The organism is Cohnella hashimotonis (genome assembly GCF_030014955.1).
In the GTDB taxonomy this organism is placed as follows: domain Bacteria; phylum Bacillota; class Bacilli; order Paenibacillales; family Paenibacillaceae; genus Cohnella; species Cohnella hashimotonis.
The window spans coordinates 1,832,917-1,851,593 of the sequence record NZ_JAGRPV010000001.1; the positions used below are offsets into that span (position 1 = coordinate 1,832,917).

Sequence of the window (18,677 nt, forward strand, 5' to 3'; positions counted from 1 at the left end):
GGAAACATGAGATGATCCGTATTTACATGAACCGCTGGTTCTCGACTGCTTATCACTACATCCGGATGATTCGCGACAATCCGGACGGGGAGACGTTCAGGTTCTACGGCACGCATCCCGACATTCAACATCTGTCGCTGCTGGCGGCGGATCATCGGGAAACCGAGCCGCCGCTGCTCGGTGAACAATATGCGCAATTTTGCGCCGATTACTGCCGCCGCCACGAGATCGATTTGTTTATTCCCCGCCTGCACATGGAGGAAATCGCCCGGCATATTCATCTTTTCGACGAGGTAGGAACAAGGGTGATGGTATGCCGGGATCTGCCGCTGCTCGATGCGATGACGGTCAAAGACCGATTCTATGAAAAGCTGCGCGCTACCGACGTTGTCGACATTCCGGCGTACGAGGTGGTCGACACGCCCGAGGCGTTCAAGCAGGCTTACGAACGCTTAAGCGCCGAAGGGCATCGGATCTGCTTCAAGCCGACCAAAGCTGAGGGCGGCATGGGCTTTCGGATTATAGACAATAATAGAAATCCGCTGGCCGATCTATACGGCTATGTGACGCTGTCGACGTCTTTCGAGCAAGCTTATTCCGCCTTGTCGGCCGCCGATCGGTTCGACGATCTGATGGTGATGGAGTGGTTGGAAGGGCCCGAATACAGCATCGATTGCCTCGCTTCTGCCGCGGGCGAGCTGCTGGCTGCCATACCGAGGCGCAAGTCGGACGGACGCAAGTACGTACTGGAGAGCGTGCCGGAATTGCTCGACATTTCGAATAAAATCGCTAAAGAATTCAGAATCCCCTATGCCTTTAATATTCAAGTCCGTTATAATAATGGCATTCCGAAATTGCTGGAAATCAACCCGAGGATGTCCGGCGGGCTTTATATATCTTGTTTGTCTGGCGTGAATCTGCCTTATCTGGCTGTAAAGGCCGCGCTGGGCAGGCCCGTCGGACCCGTGGAGCCGCAGTTCGGCATCACGGCCAGCTATATCGAGCACCCGCTGGTATTAAGATAGTCGCTGCAGACAGTCCCGTCGAGACCGCGGCATCAACCGGAATGGAGGGGATTCCTTTTGTCCAGCTTCAAGAGAAACTTTTTCATCGCGCTGGGAAGCTTCATCGTGGGCATCGTCGTCTATCGTTTATTTTCAGTCTATGCGGCGATTGCAGTTCCGTCCGTTGTGTTGTTGTTTTCCGCTTCGCTTCCCGGCCGCCGTTCAAAGGACAACGCACCCGTCGTACCGACAGTGACGCAACCGGCTCAGTCGCCTCCGCCATTTGAAGCCAGCCGTTCCAACTGGGGCAGAGAGCAGCCCTCCGCAGACGGACCGCAGACGGATGCTGCATCCGGGAGAACGGGTACGCCGATCGCAACGCCAGATGCCGCACATCGCGAGATTACAGATCCCGAGCTTGCTTCCGCCAGCGAGTACATAGACGTCTTGCAGGATATGATCTTGCTCGAAGGCGAGAAAAACACGCTCGACGACGAGATCGTGCAAAAAACGCTCGCACTGCTTTCGCGAATCAACCGGTTGATACCTGATCTCGATACACTGGGCGACAGCAACATCAATTATAATATCGTTCGTCTGGTGCGAAGGGATCTGAACTCGACGATTAATCCTTTTCTCCGTCTAAGCGGAGAAGCCAAGCGCCATAACCGACGCCTGTTGCTGGACGGCATCAAGGACATCAATTCCAAGCTGACCGCATACACGCAGACGATCGAACAGAAAGATCTGCTAGAACTCCGTACGAAGGCAGAGCTGATCCAGCAGCGATACCGTTATAACGATTAATTCGAGGAGGCGTGTATCTTGGCAACGACGACACCAGCCTTGCAGGTTCAGGTCAAGCCCGACGATATCGAACGACTTGAACAGGAAGCGAAGCAGACCATGCAGCGGGTCGCAACTGCGGACGTCACACAGCTTGATACGCTCATGGACGAGATCGCGAAGCGCGGCCAAAAGACGTTGGATCGCTCCACCCAGACGTTGTCCATGCTGGAGCGGCCGCTGAATGACCTGTCTTCGGGCAAGCGCTCGGAGATTACGGGCAACATGCTCAAGCTCCGGACCGAAGTCGAAGAGCTTAGCCGCGCCAAGCAGCTCGGTTTTTTCCAGAAGCTGCTGCGGAAGTCTTCGCTGCAGCAGTATGTATATAAGTACCAGTCCGTCAAGACCAACGTCAATGCGATCGTTACGTCCCTCCGGCACGGCCGCGAGAACCTAGAAGAGAACGTCGTCTTGATGCGGAATCTGAAGCGCAGCAGCCTGGAGAATGTATATGATCTTCAGATGCTGATCGAATACGGCAATCGACTGAAGGCGCTTTTCGAGGCCGAGATCGCGAAGCCCGAGAACGATAGCCGCAAGATTCAGCTCGAGCGTGGACTCCGCAAGGTCGTTACCCGACTGCAGACGTATACCGAGATGGTTATGCTCTACCAGCAGGCGATCGCTGGTACGGACATTATCAACGATACGAACGATAAGCTGATCGATGCTGTCGACGGCGCCATTGACAAGACGCAGCACCTGCTGTCCGTCTCCGTTCTGATCGCGCAGGCGATCGACGACCAGTTCAAGGTCATTGACGCGGTCAATTCGACGAATGAGATGCTGGGAAACCAGTTTGCCGAAAATGCCCGCATGCTTAACGAGTCCAGCGAAAAAGCGACCCAGGCGCTGGTGAAGCCTGCGATGAGCCTTGAGCTGGTGGAACGAGCGATGTCGGATTTGTTCCAGGCGATGGACAAGTACGAGAATTCCAACCGTCAGATCATTCAGACGGTATCGGCGCAGACCGCCAAGATGACCGAGATCAATCAGAAGGTTGGACAGCGAATCGGCATCGAAGCCGGCGAGCGAGTCGATAGATCGTCTGCGGCGACGATTCAGGAGCCTGCGGCCAAAGGTTTTTTGGAATAACGATGAAACGATAATTTTCGGGAAAACCGTTGGGGACGATTTTAGTCCTTGACGGTTTTTTTATCGGTCAAGGTATATAAAACGTCTCATTCTCCCAAAATTTATCATAGGCGCTCCTGATAGAAGCATATATTTCGAATGAGGAGCCCGAGTTTGATAAACGGAGTGTGCGAGATGTTAACATTTTTAATGATGTTGGCGATTATTATCATGCTGATCGGGGCAGCTGCTTCCGAACGAACGGAAGCTATACTAGAACTGAACGACGACCTGTCACGATGATTTAATGAAAACCTTCCACCTTTTAGTTCTGTCCTTTTGGGTCGCTCATAATCTTTCCTTCTTTGTCGGACGTCTGCAGCTTATAGTCGTTCGCGCTTCCATCGACGATCGCGAACCAAAAACGGCCGTCCTCGTTCTGCGTAATTTCTGCGTTCGTCTGCGTTCCGTCAGCCTTCTTAAGGTTTACGGATGAAATGTCGTCGCCCAATTGCCCCGCTATTACGGTAACTCCTTCGAGATCAAAGGTGTGCGCTAACAATCCTGCTTTTGAAAGACGGGACTCCTCCGCGGTGTCCGTGAAGTTGGCGGTCGCCAGGAGGTTCCATTCCCCGGAACTTCCGTCCTTGTCGTAGTAATCGGCGCCGAATTTGTAGGCGTCATCCCCATAGCGAACCGACCAGAACTGGAGCTTAGCATGCTCGCCCGGCAGGATCCAAGTCAGGTCGCGGCGGTTATCTTCATCGTATGCCTGCGCCTCTGTGCGACCGTCGGCTAATATAGCAGGGCCGAATTTGATTCCGATCGGCCCTTCGATGCCAATGGCGGAAGTAATTTGGCCAGATTCGGGTTTGTCCAGGATTACATGTGTCTGAGAGTCGGAAAGTCCGGCGTAAAAAATCGCGCAAGAAGCGGCGACCGCGGCGGTCAGACTCGCAGCCGTGACGCGGCGATAAGTCGGTCCGCGGCTTTCGGGCATCACCGTTCGCTCCTTAATTCGAGCGGCTAGCGTTTCCTTAAAGTTGCGCTCGCGCAGCGGTTCGCCTTTTAACTGATCGTACCACTTCGGATCGTTAGGCTCGTTCATCTTCCTCGTCCTCCTTTAATAGAAACGCTATGCGACGCCTCGCCGCGAATAAACGCGATTTGACGGTGCCTTCCGGAATCCGCTGCAGATCGGCAATCTCCGCGACGGAGAGCTCGTATTTGGCATGCAGCACGAGCGTCTCCCGCAGCTTCACGGGCAGGTCCAATACGTATCGCCAAATCTCACTCGCCGCCTCGCGCGCCAGATAATCCTGCTCGGCGGACCGTCCGGGCTGCCGCGGCGACACGATATCCATCAGCAGCACTTTGCGAAAAAAAGCGGCGTTGCGATAATTGAAGCTGACGTTGCGCGCGATCCGGAGCAGCCAGGTTTTTAACGATGCTTCTTGCCGGAAGCCGTAAAAATGGCGATATGCCTGGATAAACGTATCCTGGGCGATATCGTCGGCCATCGCGCGATGCTTGACGAGGAAATAGGCGTAGTTCCATACGTCCTGCCCGTACCGGTCCATCAGCTCCCCCAACAATGCCGGGTCCGGGTTGACCCGGTGGGCCAGGTCTTCTTTGTCCACGACTGATCACCTCGGCATATAGACAAGCGAAGCGGGCATCCGGTTCACTCGTTTAAGGAAATAATCGGGATTTTTACGTAATTGCGTTAAACCGTCCGACTTGCTAGACTAATAGGTAGAATGTATGTTCGGGAGGAAAACAAAGTTGCCCGCATTCTTATTCGAACCCGCCAGATACCCGGAGCAGCCGGGCGTATACATCATGAAGAATAACGAAGGCCGGGTGCTGTACGTCGGCAAGTCCAAGTGCATCCGGGACAGGCTGCGCGCCTATTTCAACGGCGCCGACAAGCGGAGGCGGATTCCCGCGCTGACCGCGGAGATCGCCGAGATTGCCGTCATCGTCGTGAACAACGAGCACGAGAGCCTGATTCTCGAGAACAATCTGATCAAGATTCACAAGCCTCCTTACAATCGCGCTCTGAAGAAGGACAACAGCGGATATGCATACTTGCAGCTGACCCGGGAGCCATTGCCGAGATTGATCGCGCATTATCGCGACCGGCGCGCGGTGCGCGAGGTGGCCGGCGAGGCGGCAGCCGCCAGGAGCTTCGGCGGCGCCGCGGAGCACGAGCTGCGTCTTGCGCTCGAGCAGACGGCGGCGGGCGCAGAGGCGCTGGACTTCGTAGCGCATCGGCCCGGGCGTCAAGTCCCGCTTCCCGCCACGGCCGCGGAAGACCAGCCCGCCGAGCGGTTCGGGCCGTTCGTCAGCAGCCGGTTCCGCGAGGCGGTCATCGCCTTCGTGACGGAGCACTATAAGCTCCGTACCTGCGTCACGCTGCCCAAGCGGGCGTGCCTTGAGTACCATCTCGGCAAGTGCAGCGGGGTCTGCGCGGGCCATATCTCGCACGACGAATACCGCGAGACGGCACGTGCGGCGGCCAGGCTGCTGGCGGGCGGCGGCGAGCGGCTGGTCGGCGCGATGTACAGCCAGATGGAGGCGTACGCTGAGCGGCTCGCCTTCGAGAAGGCGGAGCATATGCTGCGTCATATCCGCATCCTCGAACGCACGCCGGAGCGACAGATCGTCGATACCGAGACCGACGGCACGCAGGAGGCCGTCTACTTCGGCGAGTCGGACGTTTGCATCGCGCAGCTGCACGAGGGGATGCTCCACCGCCTCGAGTGCATCCCCTGGTCGCGCGGGGAAGTCGGGGCGGCCGCATGCGACCGCTTCCTGATGGAGCGGTACAAGACGCTGTCGCGTCCCGACGAGATCATCGCGAGCGAGATCGGCGACGCGCGCCTGCTTCGCGCGGCGCTGCGAAGGCGGGGCCAGCCGGCGGTGAGAATCACGGTGCCGCAGCGCGGCATGAAGCGGGACCTGCTCGGCTTGTGCCGGCGCAATCTCGAGGAGACGAAACGCGCGAAAGGCTGAATCGCACGACGGTCCGCCGTTCGTGCGATTTGCATTTTTTTCGCGAATAGGCTTACTTGCACGGGACTTAAGGTCATGTTACAACAGGTGGATAACGTAAACGAAACGAATGCGATGCGGAGGAGAAGACAGGTGTCTGAACAGGAACGGACGGATGCACGGACCGGCGAGACCGAGCGCCTCGCCGAGGTGATCAGGATCATTGACCGCAAGCTGCTGAAGGAAATGTCCGTACAAGGCGAGCGGCGGGGAGACGTCGTCGGCATTCGCCAGGAGTTCTGGGACGATCTGGCGATCAACTTTTCCGACGAGACGGAGCTCGGAGAGACGTGGAGCAGCATCGTGCAGCAGGCCGAGCTGCTGGCGGAGCGCGAGCGGAGCCACAGGGTCGCTTCGGAGGCCGCCGAGCGGCTGGCGCATCAGCACGACAATCCTTATTTCGCGAGGATCGACTTTGCCGAAAAGGCGGCTGCCTCGAACGACGCCGGCGAAGGAGCAGCAGGGGAGACTGCGGAGCCCGAGGTCATCTATATCGGCAGAGCGTCTCTCGTCGGCGATGATGGAGAGACGTTCTACATTTATGACTGGCGCGCGCCGGTCTCGAGCCTTTTTTACGATCACGAGCCGGGTCCCGCGTCCTATGAGACGCCGGGGGGAGAGATCGCGGGCGAGCTGACGCTCAAGCGCCAGTTCGTCATTCGCGGCGGGCGGCTGAGGCATATGTTCGACACGGACGAGACGATCGGCGACGATATCTTGCAGGCGGTGCTGTCCGAAAAGTCCGACACGGCGATGAAAAGCATCGTCGCCACCATACAGAAGGAGCAGAACCGCATCATCCGCGACGAACGCCACCGCCTCATCGTCGTGCAGGGCGCGGCCGGCAGCGGCAAGACCTCTGCCGCTTTGCAGCGCGTCGCTTATCTGCTCTATCGTTACCGGGACAGCCTCACGGCCGAGCAGATCGTGCTTTTTTCGCCGAACCCGGTGTTCAAAGGCTATATCTCTCGCGTTTTGCCGGATCTGGGCGAAGCCAATATGCGCCAGATGACGTTCCGCGAGCTGATCGAGGCGCGGCTTGGCAGGCGCTTCGACGCGGAGGACCTGTTCGCGCAGACCGAAGATCTTGCGGCGACGGAGGGTACGCGGGAGGGCGATGCCAGGGCGCGCGCGGTACGGTATAAGGGCTCGGAGCATTTTTTCGAGACGGTCGCGGCGTATTTGGACCGTCTAAAGCGGGAGGGCGTCGTCTTCCGTCAGCTCCGCTTCAAGGGCGATACGATTGTGTCCGCCGATGAGATGAGCCGTCAATTTTACGGCGAGTACGGAGAAGACAGCTTCGGCGACCGGCTGGCCAAGCTGCGGCGGTGGCTGAACGGGCGCCTGACGGCGTGGGTGGACGACCAGTTGCAAGAGCCGTGGGTCGAACAAGCCGCAGAGCTGCTGGAGGAAGAGGATATTCAGCGGGCTTACGTAAGCGTTAGGCGGAAGGGCGGCTTCCACGAAGGCGCGTTCGACGACGAGGACAAGATGACGGAGCTCTTGCTGCGGCAGGCCGCCGAGAACGCGATCGGTCCATTGCGCCGTGCGGTCAAGGGCTTCCGGTTCATGGACGCTCCCGAGACGTATCGTCAGTTGTTCGTCAGCCGCTCGTTGTTCGCCGCTTGCGCGCCGGACGGCCGCCTGCCGGAGGGGTGGGACTGGATGGCGCAGCGCGTCGAGGACAAGCTCGGCCGCAAGGAGCTGGATCACGAAGACGCCACGCCGCTGCTGTATCTGATGGAAGCGCTCGAAGGCTTCCGCAAGGTCGAGGGCGAAGTGAAGCATCTGTTCGTCGACGAGGCGCAGGATTATTCGCCGTTCCAGGCGGCTTACCTGCGGAGGCGGTTCCCGCGCGCGCGGATGACGGTGCTGGGCGACTTCAACCAGGCGATCTACGCGCAGGCGGAGGACAGCGGCGGCTTCGGGGGCTGGACGCGTCTGGCCGAACCGTCCGACACGGCCGTCTGGCGGCTCACGACGAGCTACCGCTCCACGAAGCCCATCGTCGAGCTGTCGAAACGGATTCTGAAGCCGGAGGACGCCGAAGGGATCCGCCCGTTCAACCGCGAAGGGGAGGAGCCCCGCCTGATCCGCTGCCGGGATCGCGCGCATCTGGCAGAGCTGGCAGCCGCGGATGTGACGGCGCTGCTCGCGGCGGGCCACGCGACGATCGGCGTTATCGCGAAGACGGCGCAGGAGGCCGGCGACGCATGTTCCCTGCTGAAGGAGCAGCTCGGCGAGGACGTGCCGGTGACGCTCGTCAGCGGCGGTTCGGCCAACCTGCCGAAAGGCGTCTCGGTGCTGCCCTCCTATTTGTCGAAAGGCATTGAATTCGACGCCGTCCTCGTCTGGGATGGCTCGGCGGAGCGATACGGGCAGGAGCGGCACCGCAAGCTGCTGTACACGGTGAGTACGCGCGCGCTGCACGTGCTGCACATTTATTATACGGGCGAGCTGTCGCCGTACCTGACATAGCGACAGGGCTTGTTGAAGCGCATCGGACTTGGCCGGACTTGCGCCCCAAGGCGATTGGCTGCGGGGACCGGACGATTGCATTAACGAACGATTGCATTAACGAGCGACTGCATTTAACGAACGAAAGCATTAACGAATGACCAAGCAGGAACTTATGAAAGAGGCTTTTTGCGGAGACTGCCCGTTAATCGGCAGCTTCCGCGCGGAAATTCAAGGAGGAACCTATATGCCTGACACGATAGATAAGGACATCGGCCGGTCGATGGGGGAGGCGCGCAGCGTGCTGAAGCGCTTCTTTGGGTACGATGCGTTTCGGCGGGGACAGGAGGAGCTGATCGAAGCGATTCTGAGCGGCCGGGATGCGCTCGGCGTCATGCCGACCGGCGCGGGCAAGTCGATCTGTTATCAAGTACCTGCGCTCCTGATGCCGGGGGTGACGATCGTCGTATCGCCGCTGATCTCGCTCATGAAGGACCAGGTGGATGCCTTGAACGCGGCAGGCATCGAGGCGACGCTCATCAACAGCACGCTTTCGGCCAAGGAAACCAACGACCGGCTGCGCGATATTTATTACGGACACTACAAACTTGTGTACGTCGCGCCTGAGCGGCTCGAGTCCGAGCGCTTTCGCGGGATGCTGCGTCATATCAAGGTGCCGCTCGTCGCCGTCGACGAGGCGCACTGCGTCTCGCAATGGGGGCATGACTTCCGTCCGAGCTACATGGGAATTTCCCGCATGCTGCAGGATATTGAGCCGCGCCCGGTGATGGCGGCCTTCACCGCGACGGCGACGGACGTCGTCAAGGACGATATCGTCGACCGGCTCAGGCTGGCGTCGCCGGCTCGCATCACGACGGGCTATGCGCGGGAGAATCTGTCGCTGTCGGTCGTCAAAAATGCGGACAAGCGCGACTATCTCGTCCGCTACATCCGGGAGCGCGCCGGCCAGTCCGGCATTATTTACGCGGCGACGCGGCGGGAGGTCGAGGGGCTTGCCGGGTTTCTGACCTCGCTGGGGCTTCCGGCCGGCATGTATCATGCCGGCTTGCCGGAGGAGGAGCGCGCGCGGACCCAGGAGGCGTTCATCCGCGACGATCTTCAGCTGATCGTGGCGACCAACGCGTTCGGCATGGGCATCGACAAATCAAATGTGCGCTACGTGGTGCACTTCAATATGCCGAAAAATCTGGAGGCCTATTACCAGGAGGCCGGCCGCGCGGGACGGGACGGCGAGCCGGGCGAGTGCGTGATGCTGTTTTCCGCGCAGGACGTCGTGACGCAAAAGTTTTTTATAGAGCGGAGCGAAGCGGAAGACGAGCGCAAGCGGAACGACTATCGGCTGCTGAACGATATGGTGGAATATGCGCATACGTCGGATTGCCTGCAGCGCGCGATCGTCCGGTATTTCGGCGAGGACGGCGGCGAGCCGTGCGGAAGATGCAGCAGCTGCAACGACGAGCGGGAGCTGCGAGACGTGACCGACCAGGCCAAGCTGGTTTTCGCGTGCGTTTCCGCCATGAAGCAGCGCTTCGGCATTACGCTGACGGCGAAGGTGCTGCGGGGCGCGAGCGATGCCAAGGTACGGCAGTTCGGCTTCGACAGCTTGCCTTGGTACGGCAGGCTCGGGAGTCTGTCGGAAAAGGAAATTGTGCAGCTGATCCACGGGCTCGTCGCGGACGGTTATCTCAAGCTTACGGACAGCCAGTATCCGGTCGTGCAGCTGGCGGCCAAGGTGCGCGGCGTCATGAGCGAGGGTGAGCAGGTATTCCAGCGAATCGAGCCGCAGCAGAGCGGCGGGCGGACGAGCAGCCGCTCGCGCTCGGGCGGCGTATCGGCCGTGCCGCCTGCCGATGCCGAGCTGTTCGAGCGGCTGCGGGAGGTTCGCAAGTCGCTCGCGACGCGCGAGGGCGTGCCGCCGTTCATCATCTTTGGCGACGCCACGCTGCGGGAGATGTGCGCGCTGCGCCCCACGTCGGAGCATGAGATGCGCCGCGTCAAAGGCGTGGGCGACGCCAAGCTAGAGAAGTACGGCGAGGCGTTCGCGGAAGCGATTCGGGTTTATGTGGAGGGCTAGCGATGAACTAGTTGCGCAGCTGTAGACAATTCCGTCCTTTCGGGGCTATAATTACATCATCATTAATCGACGTGAAGCACACGCCGCTTTCATGCGTTTTCCCGGTCTCCAGGATCGGGAAGATGCGGGGAGCGGCTTTTGTTGTTCCGGCGGATTAGAGGAGGCGTGTCCAGTGTCCCGGTTCGATGAATCGTACACAGTTTGGCTGCAAGCGCATATTGAGGCGGAAACGAATCCGCGGAGGAGGGAAAGGCTCGAGAAAGGCTTAGGACACAGTACGGTCGAGTTTTTGCGAACGATATGGTTTCCCCGTGTCGGCCATTTCGACGATTTGTATCCCGAATGGGAAGTGCGCGACTTCGGCGGGGGCTACAGGTATATCGATCTCGCCTATATGCCGGGAGGAGCGAAGGGAGCGATAGAGATTCAGGGCTATGGTCCGCATGCCAGAGATCTCGATGTAAGACGGTTCAAGGATTTGTGCCGAAGGCATTGCCTAATGGCGCTCGATGGATGGACGTTTTTGCCTATCGCTTACCCGTCGATCGTAGAGGAGCCGGGACAGTGCCAGCAGCTGGTTCTTGCATTTATCGGCCATTTTATCGCGTCGGATGCCTCCTCTTCTCTTGATTGGCTGGAAGCGGAAACCGTGCGGTTGGCTCGGCGCATGCTGCGACCGATTAGGCCGCTGGAACTGGCCGACCATCTGAGGGTAAGCGACCGGCACGCCAGGCGCGTTCTTCAGAGGCTGGTGGCGATGCATTTGCTGGAGCCCGCCGGGGGCGGCGAAAGAGTACGCGCATACAGACTTAGAAGTTGAGTTCAACGGACAACGGACAGCGGTTGCGGACAAGCGGACCCGGGAGGCGTTATTTTTACAAAAGCCAACCTCTTTGTAGAGGATCCGGACTCAGGTTCCGTTATTCGCGCAAAAGAGGGGGGATTGGGTTGCTGAAAAGCAAAATAAGGGCTCTCTTGTCCGCAAACAGTCCAAAAAAGACCGAATAAGTGAGAATAGCGGAACTAAGGTCCGCGAGCTAGAGAGCGGCGCAGCGGAGCTTGGCTGGGGAGCGCGTAGCGGTTAACACTTCTCCATCTTTCAAGCGCCGCTCTCGCCGACCGATAGCGCGCCGCGGCGATACATGGCGAAGCGGACCGCATCCGACAAGCCGGCAGGGCATTGGACGATGACCGTCACTTCAGGCGCCGGCGCCGAGGTGCCGGAACGGGCGGGACCTCGCAGCCATAGACGGTGCAGGCAGAAGCCCATGCCGAAGCCGACGACCGCTCCGACGATCCCCCAGACGATGGGTCCCCATGCGAGTCCGAAGCCGCAGGCTACGCCGACGACGGCCAATGCCGTCGCCCAAGCGGCTCCCATCTCGACGGCGTCGCTGTGCCTGGCTTCGGCTGCCGAGTCGGCGCGCAGATTCATGCCCACCGCCAGAATATGCCTACGCTCGATCCCGCTACGCTCGATGTCGGCAAGCGCCTGCTCCAGCTCTAGCGAATGGGCGAAGCATCCGATCAACAGCATAATCTCACCCCGAATCTAAAAATATCGCGATTTCTGTCCGTTCGTACGTTTTTTTTAAGTATTCCCGCTGCTCCACGCAGAACAGCCGATTCTGCTCGATCGTCACCCGGTAAGCATGGTAAGCCGCGCCTCCGAGCACGGAAGGCATGAACATGAACCAGTGCTGCGACAGCATCCCGGTCGAACGCGAGACGGACCCGTACAGCAGCTCGACGCTTGCGGCAAGCGAATGGGACATGCCGATATAGACCCACCACCAGAACATCAGGTAAAAGGCCAGGCAGAACCGCTGGTTGTACAGCTGTCCGAGCCCGGGGAAGAGCAGCGAGTAAAAAAAGCCGGTCAGCGGCTTTTTACGCTCGATATACTGAACCTCCATCGGATGAATCATCATGCGCGGAAGCGGCTGTTCTTCGGCCGACAGCGAGCGCAGGCGACCCTGGTAACGGGCGGCGCGGTAGCTGTCCCAGATGGTAAACAAATAAATGGTCGCGTACCCGAACGCCCAGTCGGCGTGGAGCACGGCCGTGGCGTCGTCGAAGCGTCCGCAGAACGTGTACACGATCGCATCGTTCAGCCGGGACAGCCTGTTGATCAGCATCTCCGTCAGCGTGAGCAGGACGCCGCGCGCATACTGATTGATAATAAAATGGCCGAAGCCGGGAAAGGCCGACGACCACCAGGCGACCATAAGCGGGCGAGGGACTGACGCATAGGTGACGCCGAGCATGCTCATGCGAAGAATCGGGTACCGTGTGCGAGAGAAGGTATTTTCCATGCCTCTAGTTTGCAATTTATTACAGTAATTATGCGTCCTTCCAGCTCGGAGTAGAAACGCCGAAGTGTGGATATACTTGGCAAGTCGAAGGTCTGCTGGTCGCGGCATCCCTCGTATAACTGACAAAATGGGCGGTGAGAATTGTGAACGATTCGCAATCGGCGTCTCCGCCTGCCAAGCTGGCTGTCGTCCTAAGCGAAAATATCGACATGATCCGTTCAAAGCTCGGTCATGCGTCGGACCTGCTCGTCAGCGAGCATCAATCCAAGAGCGGCATCCGGTATGCGGTTTTTTGCATCGATGGCTTGTCCAGCCGCTTGGTCGTCCAGGAGCATCTGCTCGAGCCGTTGATCGGCTCGGATGCCGGCAAGGCGAATCTGCCCGTCCAGGAAGTCAGAACGACGAACTCGCTGGACGAAGCCCTCATCGCAATCTTGTCCGGCGATGCAGCGGTGCTGTCCGAGGACAGCGACTGCGCGCAGATCGTCGGCACGAAGTTCTGGAATTCGAGATCCGTGGAGGAACCGCAGACCGAGGCGCTGATTCGCGGACCGCGGGACGGCTTTACGGAAGATTTCCGCACGAATACGGCGTTGATCCGAAGAAGGCTTCGCGATCCGAATCTGCGCTTCGAGACGTTCCAGCTGGGCAGACGCTCGCGGACGGACATCGCCGTCGCCTATGTCGAAGGCATCGTCCACGACGAGCTGCTGCAAGAGGTACGCAGACGGATTCATACGATTGACGTGGACGAGATAGCGGGATCGGGCTTCATCGAGCAGTGGCTGACGGACCATCAATTGTCCCCTTTTCCCCAGATCATGAGCACGGAGCGTCCCGACAAGCTGTCGGCCGCGCTGCTGCAGGGCAAGATCGGCATTATCGTGGACAACACGCCGTTTCAGCTCATCATGCCGATGACGTTCTTTTCGTTTTTTCATTCGCCTGAGGATTATTACCAAAATTGGATTATATCTACAGTTATCCGGGTCATGCGGTTCGGGGCCGCTTTTCTCGCGACCTTCATGCCGGCCTTTTATATCGCGCTGACCGAATTCCACCACGGCATGCTGCCTTCGGAGCTCGCCTTCTCGATCGCAGGCTCCAGAGAGGGCGTGCCGTTTCCTTCGGTCGTCGAAGCGTTCGCCATGGAAGCGACGCTCGAGCTGCTCAGAGAGGCGGGCATACGGCTGCCCAGGCCGATCGGCCAGACGATCGGCATCGTGGGCGGTCTCGTTATCGGGGAAGCCGCGGTCAGAGCGGGCATCGTCAGTCCGATTATGGTTATCGTCGTCGCGATTACGGCCATTTCCTCGTTTTCTTTGCCCTCGTATACCTTTGCGATCTCGCTGCGTTTGCTGCGCTTCTTGGTCATGATGGCGGCGGCGTTGTTCGGCCTATATGGAATCGTGCTGGCCTACATCATGCTGAATATTCATATCGCCAATCTGAAGAGCTTCGGGATCCCGTATTCGACGCCGTTCGCGCCGACTTTCCTGAACGATTGGAAGGATCTCATCCTGCGCGCGCCGCTTAAGCTGTTGGCCACCCGGCCGCAGATGATGCGCACGAAGGACAAAAATCGCATGAAATAAGTGCAAAGGGCGGCTCACCATGAAAACATTCGACTACGGGGACAATCAGATCGGAACCCGCGAAGTGTCGATGACGATCTCGTCGATCATGATCGGAATCGGCATTCTCACGCTGCCAAGCATGCTGGCCAGTCATATCGAGGCATCCGACGGCTGGGTGTCCATCTTGGCTGCGGGGTCGATCGCTGCCGCATGCGGACTCGTCGTCTGCAGGTTAACGAGCCGATTCCAAGGCAGCACCTTTCACAACTATACGGCAAAAATAGCCACGAAACCGATCGCCTCGCTCATATCGGCGATTTACGGCATCTATTTTTTGTTATATCTCGCTTACGAGGTTCGATCGATCGCCAAGATTTCCCGGATGTATTTGCTCGAAAATACGCCGATCGCCTTTATTACGGTCGCTTTTTTACTTATCGTCGTTTATGCCGTATCCGGCACGACCGCAGCGATGCTCCGCTTGAACACGATGTTTTTGCCGATCGTGCTCCTTATTTCCGGCGTCGTGCTTCTGTTCGGCATTGAACTGATGAGTTTTAACAACCTGAAGCCGTTCATGACGACCAGCCCGCTCGAGCTCGTCGCCGGCACGAAGGATACGACCTTCGCCCTGCTGGGCTTTGAAGTGCTGCTCTTCTATGCGCCATTGCTCAGGCCGACTGTCCGCACGGAAAAGGCCATGCTGATCGGCATCGCGATTCCCGTCGTGCTGTGTTTGCTGACTTACCTCTATTCGGTCGCGATTTTCACGAGGGAGGCGACCGCGCAGATTTTGTTTCCGACCGTCGAGATCGCCAAAGAGGTGCGATTGCCGGGGCAATTTTTCGAGCGCCTGGAATCGATTTTTTTCACGGTTTGGATTATGACGATATTCAATACCTCCTGTATGGCCATGGAAGCCAGCGTCAGCTGCCTGCAGGCGATCGTCTCCAAGTTCGACAAGCGCTTGTGCATATTGATCTTGTGTCCGATCGCGTACTTCATCAACATGCTGCCCGAGAACATGCTGCAGTACCAGAGGTTCGGATGGATCGTCAGCTATATCGGGTACGGGACCGCCGGCGCGATCCCGATCATTTTGTTGATCGTGGCGCGGCTAAGGAAGGGCGAGACCGGTGGTTAGCCTTCGAAGTATACGTATGCCGCTGCTGCTGACAGCCGTCTTCGCATTGCTGGCGACGGGCTGCTGGGACCGTGTTGAGATTAACAATCGGGGCTTCGTGGTGGGTATATCGATCGATGCGGTGGCCCCGGCCGACGACGAAGAGGAGCAGGCCGCGGATTCGCAGTTCCGGATTTGCTATCAAATCGTCATTCCCGGCGGGCAGAGCGGGGACGGGGAGGGCGGTAAAGGCAGCACCGGCTATTCGAATATTTGCGGGCAAGCGGCAAGCGTGTCTTCGTTTGACCAATACGCGACCGACAAGCTTAGCCGGGCACCTTTTTACGATCATCTGAAGGTCATACTCGTCTCCGAACGGGTGGCCAGCCAGACTGCCGGGTTTGCCGATATGCTCGATTTTTTCATGAGAGGCACCGGCGTCAGGCGCTCGATCAAGATTCTGGTCTCCAGGGGCAACGCTGCCGACGCGCTGTATGCCCAGTCGCCGAACGAAGGGCTGCCGGCTGCCGATATCGAGAAGATATCCGGCAACCGCAGCAGCCTGGAAAAGCTTCCGGCTACGCAGATCGGATATATTCACGAGCGATTCATGAACGAAACGAGTTATGCGGTGCAAGCGCTCGAGACGAAGGACAAATCCGCCTTTGTCTCCGGAAGCGCGATCTTCGACGGCAAAACGAATCGCCAGCAAGGGGCGCTCGACGCCAGACAAACGGCCGGACTTAATTTTCTGCGCGGCTATCAGATGAGGGGGACGATCATGGTTCGTTCAGCCGGGTCGCGTATCGGGCTTAACGTCTACGAGATCAGATCCCGCATCCGTGCCGACGTCCAAGATCCGGCGCACATCGTCTTCAAGGTCTCGGTCAGCGCCGTCGTGTCGATTCGCGAGACCACCGGCGCCATCGACGTGATGCAGCGGCCGATCGCGGATCGGATCCAGCGCGATGCCGCTTCCGAGATTGAATCGATGATCGAGGAAGCGGTCTATGCCGTGCAGGGGATCGGCAAGGACGCGCTCGGTCTCGGCGAAGAGTTGAAGCGAAACCATCCCCGCACGTGGAAAAAAGTAAAAAACGATTGGGATCAGGGCAAAAATCTGCTGACGGCTTGCGAAGTCAGGGCGCACGCACGCGTCGGCATTCGCTTGACCGGGACCGTCGACCAGACGGAGCGGGGATAACCTTGCGAGGAGAGAAACGCCAGTGCTGTTCACCGGAGAGATGTTGATCGGGCTGTTCCTGAGCTTTGCCGTTCCGTACGCGTTAGGCAAATTGAGCCGCTTCCTGCAAGTAAAGTCGGACCCGCCATGGAAAAAGAAGCCTTAGCGCGTATTGCCCGCGATGCCCGTCTGACATACAATTGGAATAGTCAGGAGCGGGAAGCGGGGGAAACGACAGCATGAAAAAGGGAGTCGGCGTTATTCTCGCGGCTATGCTGCTGCTGCCTGTCGGCGGATGCGGATCATCTTCGTCGACCGCCTCGTCATCGGCCATCGGCAAGGGAAATGTGCAATGGGCGTTCACGCAAGGCGACCAGCACCCGGAGAAGCTGTTGATCGGCGTCATCCAGAGTGCCAAAGAGACGCTTGACGTCGCCATCTACAGCTTGACTTATCCGGATATCGTCGCGGCCATCCGCGACGCTCATCGGCGCGGCGTCGCCGTGCGTCTGCTGACGGATCGCATTCAGGCATCCGGCAAGACGCAGAAGGAAGCGCTCAAGCTGCTCGGCAGCGCAGGGATCCCGATCAAGATCAACAGTCACAGCGGATTGATGCATCTGAAAATGACCGTCGCCGACGGGCAAGTGGCGACAACGGGCTCTTTCAACTATTCCAAGGCAGCGAGCACGACGAATGACGAGATGCTGGTCGTGCTGCGCGATGCGACTGCGGCCGCATCGTTCGAGGAAGCGTTCGAGCGCGCCTGGAACGATCGCGAGGGATACGAGACGCTGTCAGCCGCCATTGCCGAGGACGATTCGCCGTCGAAGCAGGGCAAGCCGGCGCCATCGGTGCAGGCGCAGCAGCCCGACGAGGGAGAGGACGTCGCAGAGCCGCCCGTCGCGTCGTGCGCATCGCCTCAGATCAAAGGCAATATCAATTCCAAAGGGGACAAGCTCTACCATGTGCCCGGCGGCAAGAGCTACGATCGCACGAAGCCCGAACAATGGTTTTGCAGCGAAGCGGATGCGGAGGCTGCCGGATTTCGCAAGGCTGCCGGGTAGACGGGTAGACGATACGAGGGAAGATAGGGGGAATCGCAATGAAGTTTTCGTTATGCATCGGCGCGTATCAGGGCGAGGACGAGATCTATCATCTCGAAAAAGTAAAAGCGCTCGGATTCCACGGCTTGGAATATTACGCCTGGTGGCAGCTCGACGATTTGAAGCGCACGGCGAGAGCCCAGGAGCGGATCGGCGTCGGTATCGTCGCGACCTGCACGCCTTTCATCAGCCTGGTGGACGAGTCGCTGCGCGGCGACTATCTGGACGGGATCAGCCGCACGATTGAAGCGTGCAAGACGCTTGGTACCAAGTCGATCATCTCTCAGACCGGCAACGAGCTGGACGGCGTGCCGCGAGACGTTCAGCAGCTCACGATGGTGGAGACGCTGAAGCGGGCCGCGCCGCTGCTCGAAGCGGCCGACATCGTACTGGAGCTTGAGCCGCTGAACGGTCTTGTCGATCACAAAGGTCATTACCTGCAGCGCTCGGACGAGGGAGCGGAGATTGTAGACAAGGTAGGCAGCAGCCACGTGAAGCTTGTGTTCGACGTCTACCATCAGCAGATTACCGAAGGCAACGTCATTCGCAATGCGACGGCGTATCGCCATCGGATCAACCATTACCATATTGCGGACAACCCGGGTCGCCATCAACCGGGTACCGGCGAGCTCAACTACATCAATATTTTAAAGGCGATCAAGGAGACGGGCTTCGAGGGTTATGTGGGCCTGGAGTGCGGCTTTACGATCGATCCCGACGACGCGGTCGAGCAGTTCCACGAGGAAATCGTCGCACGTCTCGGGTAATATAAGTTTACATCTGTGCATACCACCCCTGGATTTGGCTATTCTAGCCAACGGGGGTGTTTTTTTTTGCTCA

17 protein-coding genes are annotated in these 18,677 nt (G+C 58.7%); 13 read left to right on the top strand and 4 right to left on the bottom strand.

Annotation, left to right across the window (positions count from 1 at the left end):
• Nucleotides 1-11 precede the first annotated feature (11 nt).
• The 3 genes from KB449_RS07105 to KB449_RS07115 are packed head-to-tail and all read left to right on the top strand — an operon-like array spanning nucleotide 12 to nucleotide 2,945.
• Nucleotides 12-1,025, top strand: a complete 1,014-nt coding sequence (locus KB449_RS07105) for an ATP-grasp domain-containing protein (protein WP_282907713.1) — start codon at nucleotides 12-14, stop codon at nucleotides 1,023-1,025.
• A 57-nt stretch (nucleotides 1,026-1,082) separates the two neighbouring features.
• Nucleotides 1,083-1,811, top strand: a complete 729-nt coding sequence (locus KB449_RS07110) for a hypothetical protein (protein WP_282907714.1) — start codon at nucleotides 1,083-1,085, stop codon at nucleotides 1,809-1,811.
• An 18-nt stretch (nucleotides 1,812-1,829) separates the two neighbouring features.
• Complete coding sequence (locus KB449_RS07115) at nucleotides 1,830-2,945, top strand: toxic anion resistance protein (protein ID WP_282907715.1); 1,116 nt, start codon at nucleotides 1,830-1,832, stop codon at nucleotides 2,943-2,945.
• Nucleotides 2,946-3,249: 304 nt separating this feature from the next.
• On the opposite strand, the gene KB449_RS07120 is transcribed toward KB449_RS07115, so the two are convergent.
• Together KB449_RS07120 and KB449_RS07125 are read right to left on the bottom strand one after the other, a co-directional pair.
• Nucleotides 3,250-4,032 carry a hypothetical protein gene (locus tag KB449_RS07120; protein ID WP_282907716.1) on the bottom strand — a complete coding sequence of 261 codons (783 nt, stop codon included), beginning with the start codon at nucleotides 4,030-4,032 and terminating at the stop codon, nucleotides 3,250-3,252.
• A complete protein-coding gene (locus KB449_RS07125; protein WP_282907717.1) occupies nucleotides 4,019-4,564 on the bottom strand; it encodes a sigma-70 family RNA polymerase sigma factor in 546 nt (181 codons plus the stop codon). The genes KB449_RS07120 and KB449_RS07125 overlap by 14 nt, the downstream gene beginning before the upstream one ends.
• Before the next feature lie 145 nt (nucleotides 4,565-4,709).
• On the opposite strand from KB449_RS07125, the gene KB449_RS07130 reads away from it, so the two are divergent.
• The 4 genes from KB449_RS07130 (at nucleotide 4,710) to KB449_RS07145 (ending at nucleotide 11,353) form a co-directional block, all read left to right on the top strand.
• Nucleotides 4,710-5,942, top strand: a complete 1,233-nt coding sequence (locus KB449_RS07130; protein WP_282907718.1) for a GIY-YIG nuclease family protein — start codon at nucleotides 4,710-4,712, stop codon at nucleotides 5,940-5,942.
• A gap of 132 nt (nucleotides 5,943-6,074) precedes the next feature.
• Nucleotides 6,075-8,459 (top strand): RNA polymerase recycling motor HelD, encoded by a 2,385-nt coding sequence (gene helD / locus KB449_RS07135; RefSeq protein ID WP_282907719.1) that lies wholly within the window; start codon nucleotides 6,075-6,077, stop codon nucleotides 8,457-8,459.
• Nucleotides 8,460-8,685: 226 nt separating this feature from the next.
• Nucleotides 8,686-10,533, top strand: coding sequence for a DNA helicase RecQ (recQ, locus tag KB449_RS07140; protein ID WP_282907720.1), 1,848 nt, complete (start codon nucleotides 8,686-8,688; stop codon nucleotides 10,531-10,533).
• A gap of 172 nt (nucleotides 10,534-10,705) precedes the next feature.
• On the top strand, nucleotides 10,706-11,353 hold the full coding sequence (locus KB449_RS07145) for a transcriptional regulator (RefSeq protein WP_282907721.1): 648 nt from the start codon (nucleotides 10,706-10,708) through the stop codon (nucleotides 11,351-11,353).
• A gap of 279 nt (nucleotides 11,354-11,632) precedes the next feature.
• On the opposite strand, the gene KB449_RS07150 is transcribed toward KB449_RS07145, so the two are convergent.
• Both KB449_RS07150 and KB449_RS07155 read right to left on the bottom strand, forming a co-directional pair.
• On the bottom strand, nucleotides 11,633-12,070 hold the full coding sequence (locus KB449_RS07150) for a hypothetical protein (protein ID WP_282907722.1): 438 nt from the start codon (nucleotides 12,068-12,070) through the stop codon (nucleotides 11,633-11,635).
• Nucleotides 12,071-12,074: 4 nt separating this feature from the next.
• A complete protein-coding gene (locus tag KB449_RS07155; protein ID WP_282907723.1) occupies nucleotides 12,075-12,806 on the bottom strand; it encodes a hypothetical protein in 732 nt (243 codons plus the stop codon).
• Between the two features lie 185 nt (nucleotides 12,807-12,991).
• Here KB449_RS07155 and KB449_RS07160 point away from each other — a divergent pair, with 185 nt between their 5' ends.
• The 6 genes from KB449_RS07160 (at nucleotide 12,992) to KB449_RS07185 (ending at nucleotide 18,604) form a co-directional block, all read left to right on the top strand.
• Complete coding sequence (locus tag KB449_RS07160) at nucleotides 12,992-14,443, top strand: spore germination protein (RefSeq protein ID WP_282907724.1); 1,452 nt, start codon at nucleotides 12,992-12,994, stop codon at nucleotides 14,441-14,443.
• A 19-nt stretch (nucleotides 14,444-14,462) separates the two neighbouring features.
• The gene (locus KB449_RS07165; RefSeq protein ID WP_282907725.1) at nucleotides 14,463-15,569 is read left to right on the top strand and encodes a GerAB/ArcD/ProY family transporter; all 1,107 of its coding nucleotides are present in this window, start codon (nucleotides 14,463-14,465) and stop codon (nucleotides 15,567-15,569) included.
• 16 nt (nucleotides 15,570-15,585) lie between these two features.
• Nucleotides 15,586-16,752 carry a Ger(x)C family spore germination protein gene (locus KB449_RS07170; RefSeq protein WP_282907726.1) on the top strand — a complete coding sequence of 389 codons (1,167 nt, stop codon included), beginning with the start codon at nucleotides 15,586-15,588 and terminating at the stop codon, nucleotides 16,750-16,752.
• A 22-nt stretch (nucleotides 16,753-16,774) separates the two neighbouring features.
• A complete protein-coding gene (locus KB449_RS07175; RefSeq protein ID WP_282907727.1) occupies nucleotides 16,775-16,897 on the top strand; it encodes a hypothetical protein in 123 nt (40 codons plus the stop codon).
• A 73-nt stretch (nucleotides 16,898-16,970) separates the two neighbouring features.
• A complete protein-coding gene (locus KB449_RS07180) occupies nucleotides 16,971-17,798 on the top strand; it encodes a phospholipase D family nuclease (protein WP_282907728.1) in 828 nt (275 codons plus the stop codon).
• Between the two features lie 38 nt (nucleotides 17,799-17,836).
• Nucleotides 17,837-18,604, top strand: coding sequence for a TIM barrel protein (locus tag KB449_RS07185; RefSeq protein WP_282907729.1), 768 nt, complete (start codon nucleotides 17,837-17,839; stop codon nucleotides 18,602-18,604).
• Nucleotides 18,605-18,677 lie beyond the last annotated feature (73 nt).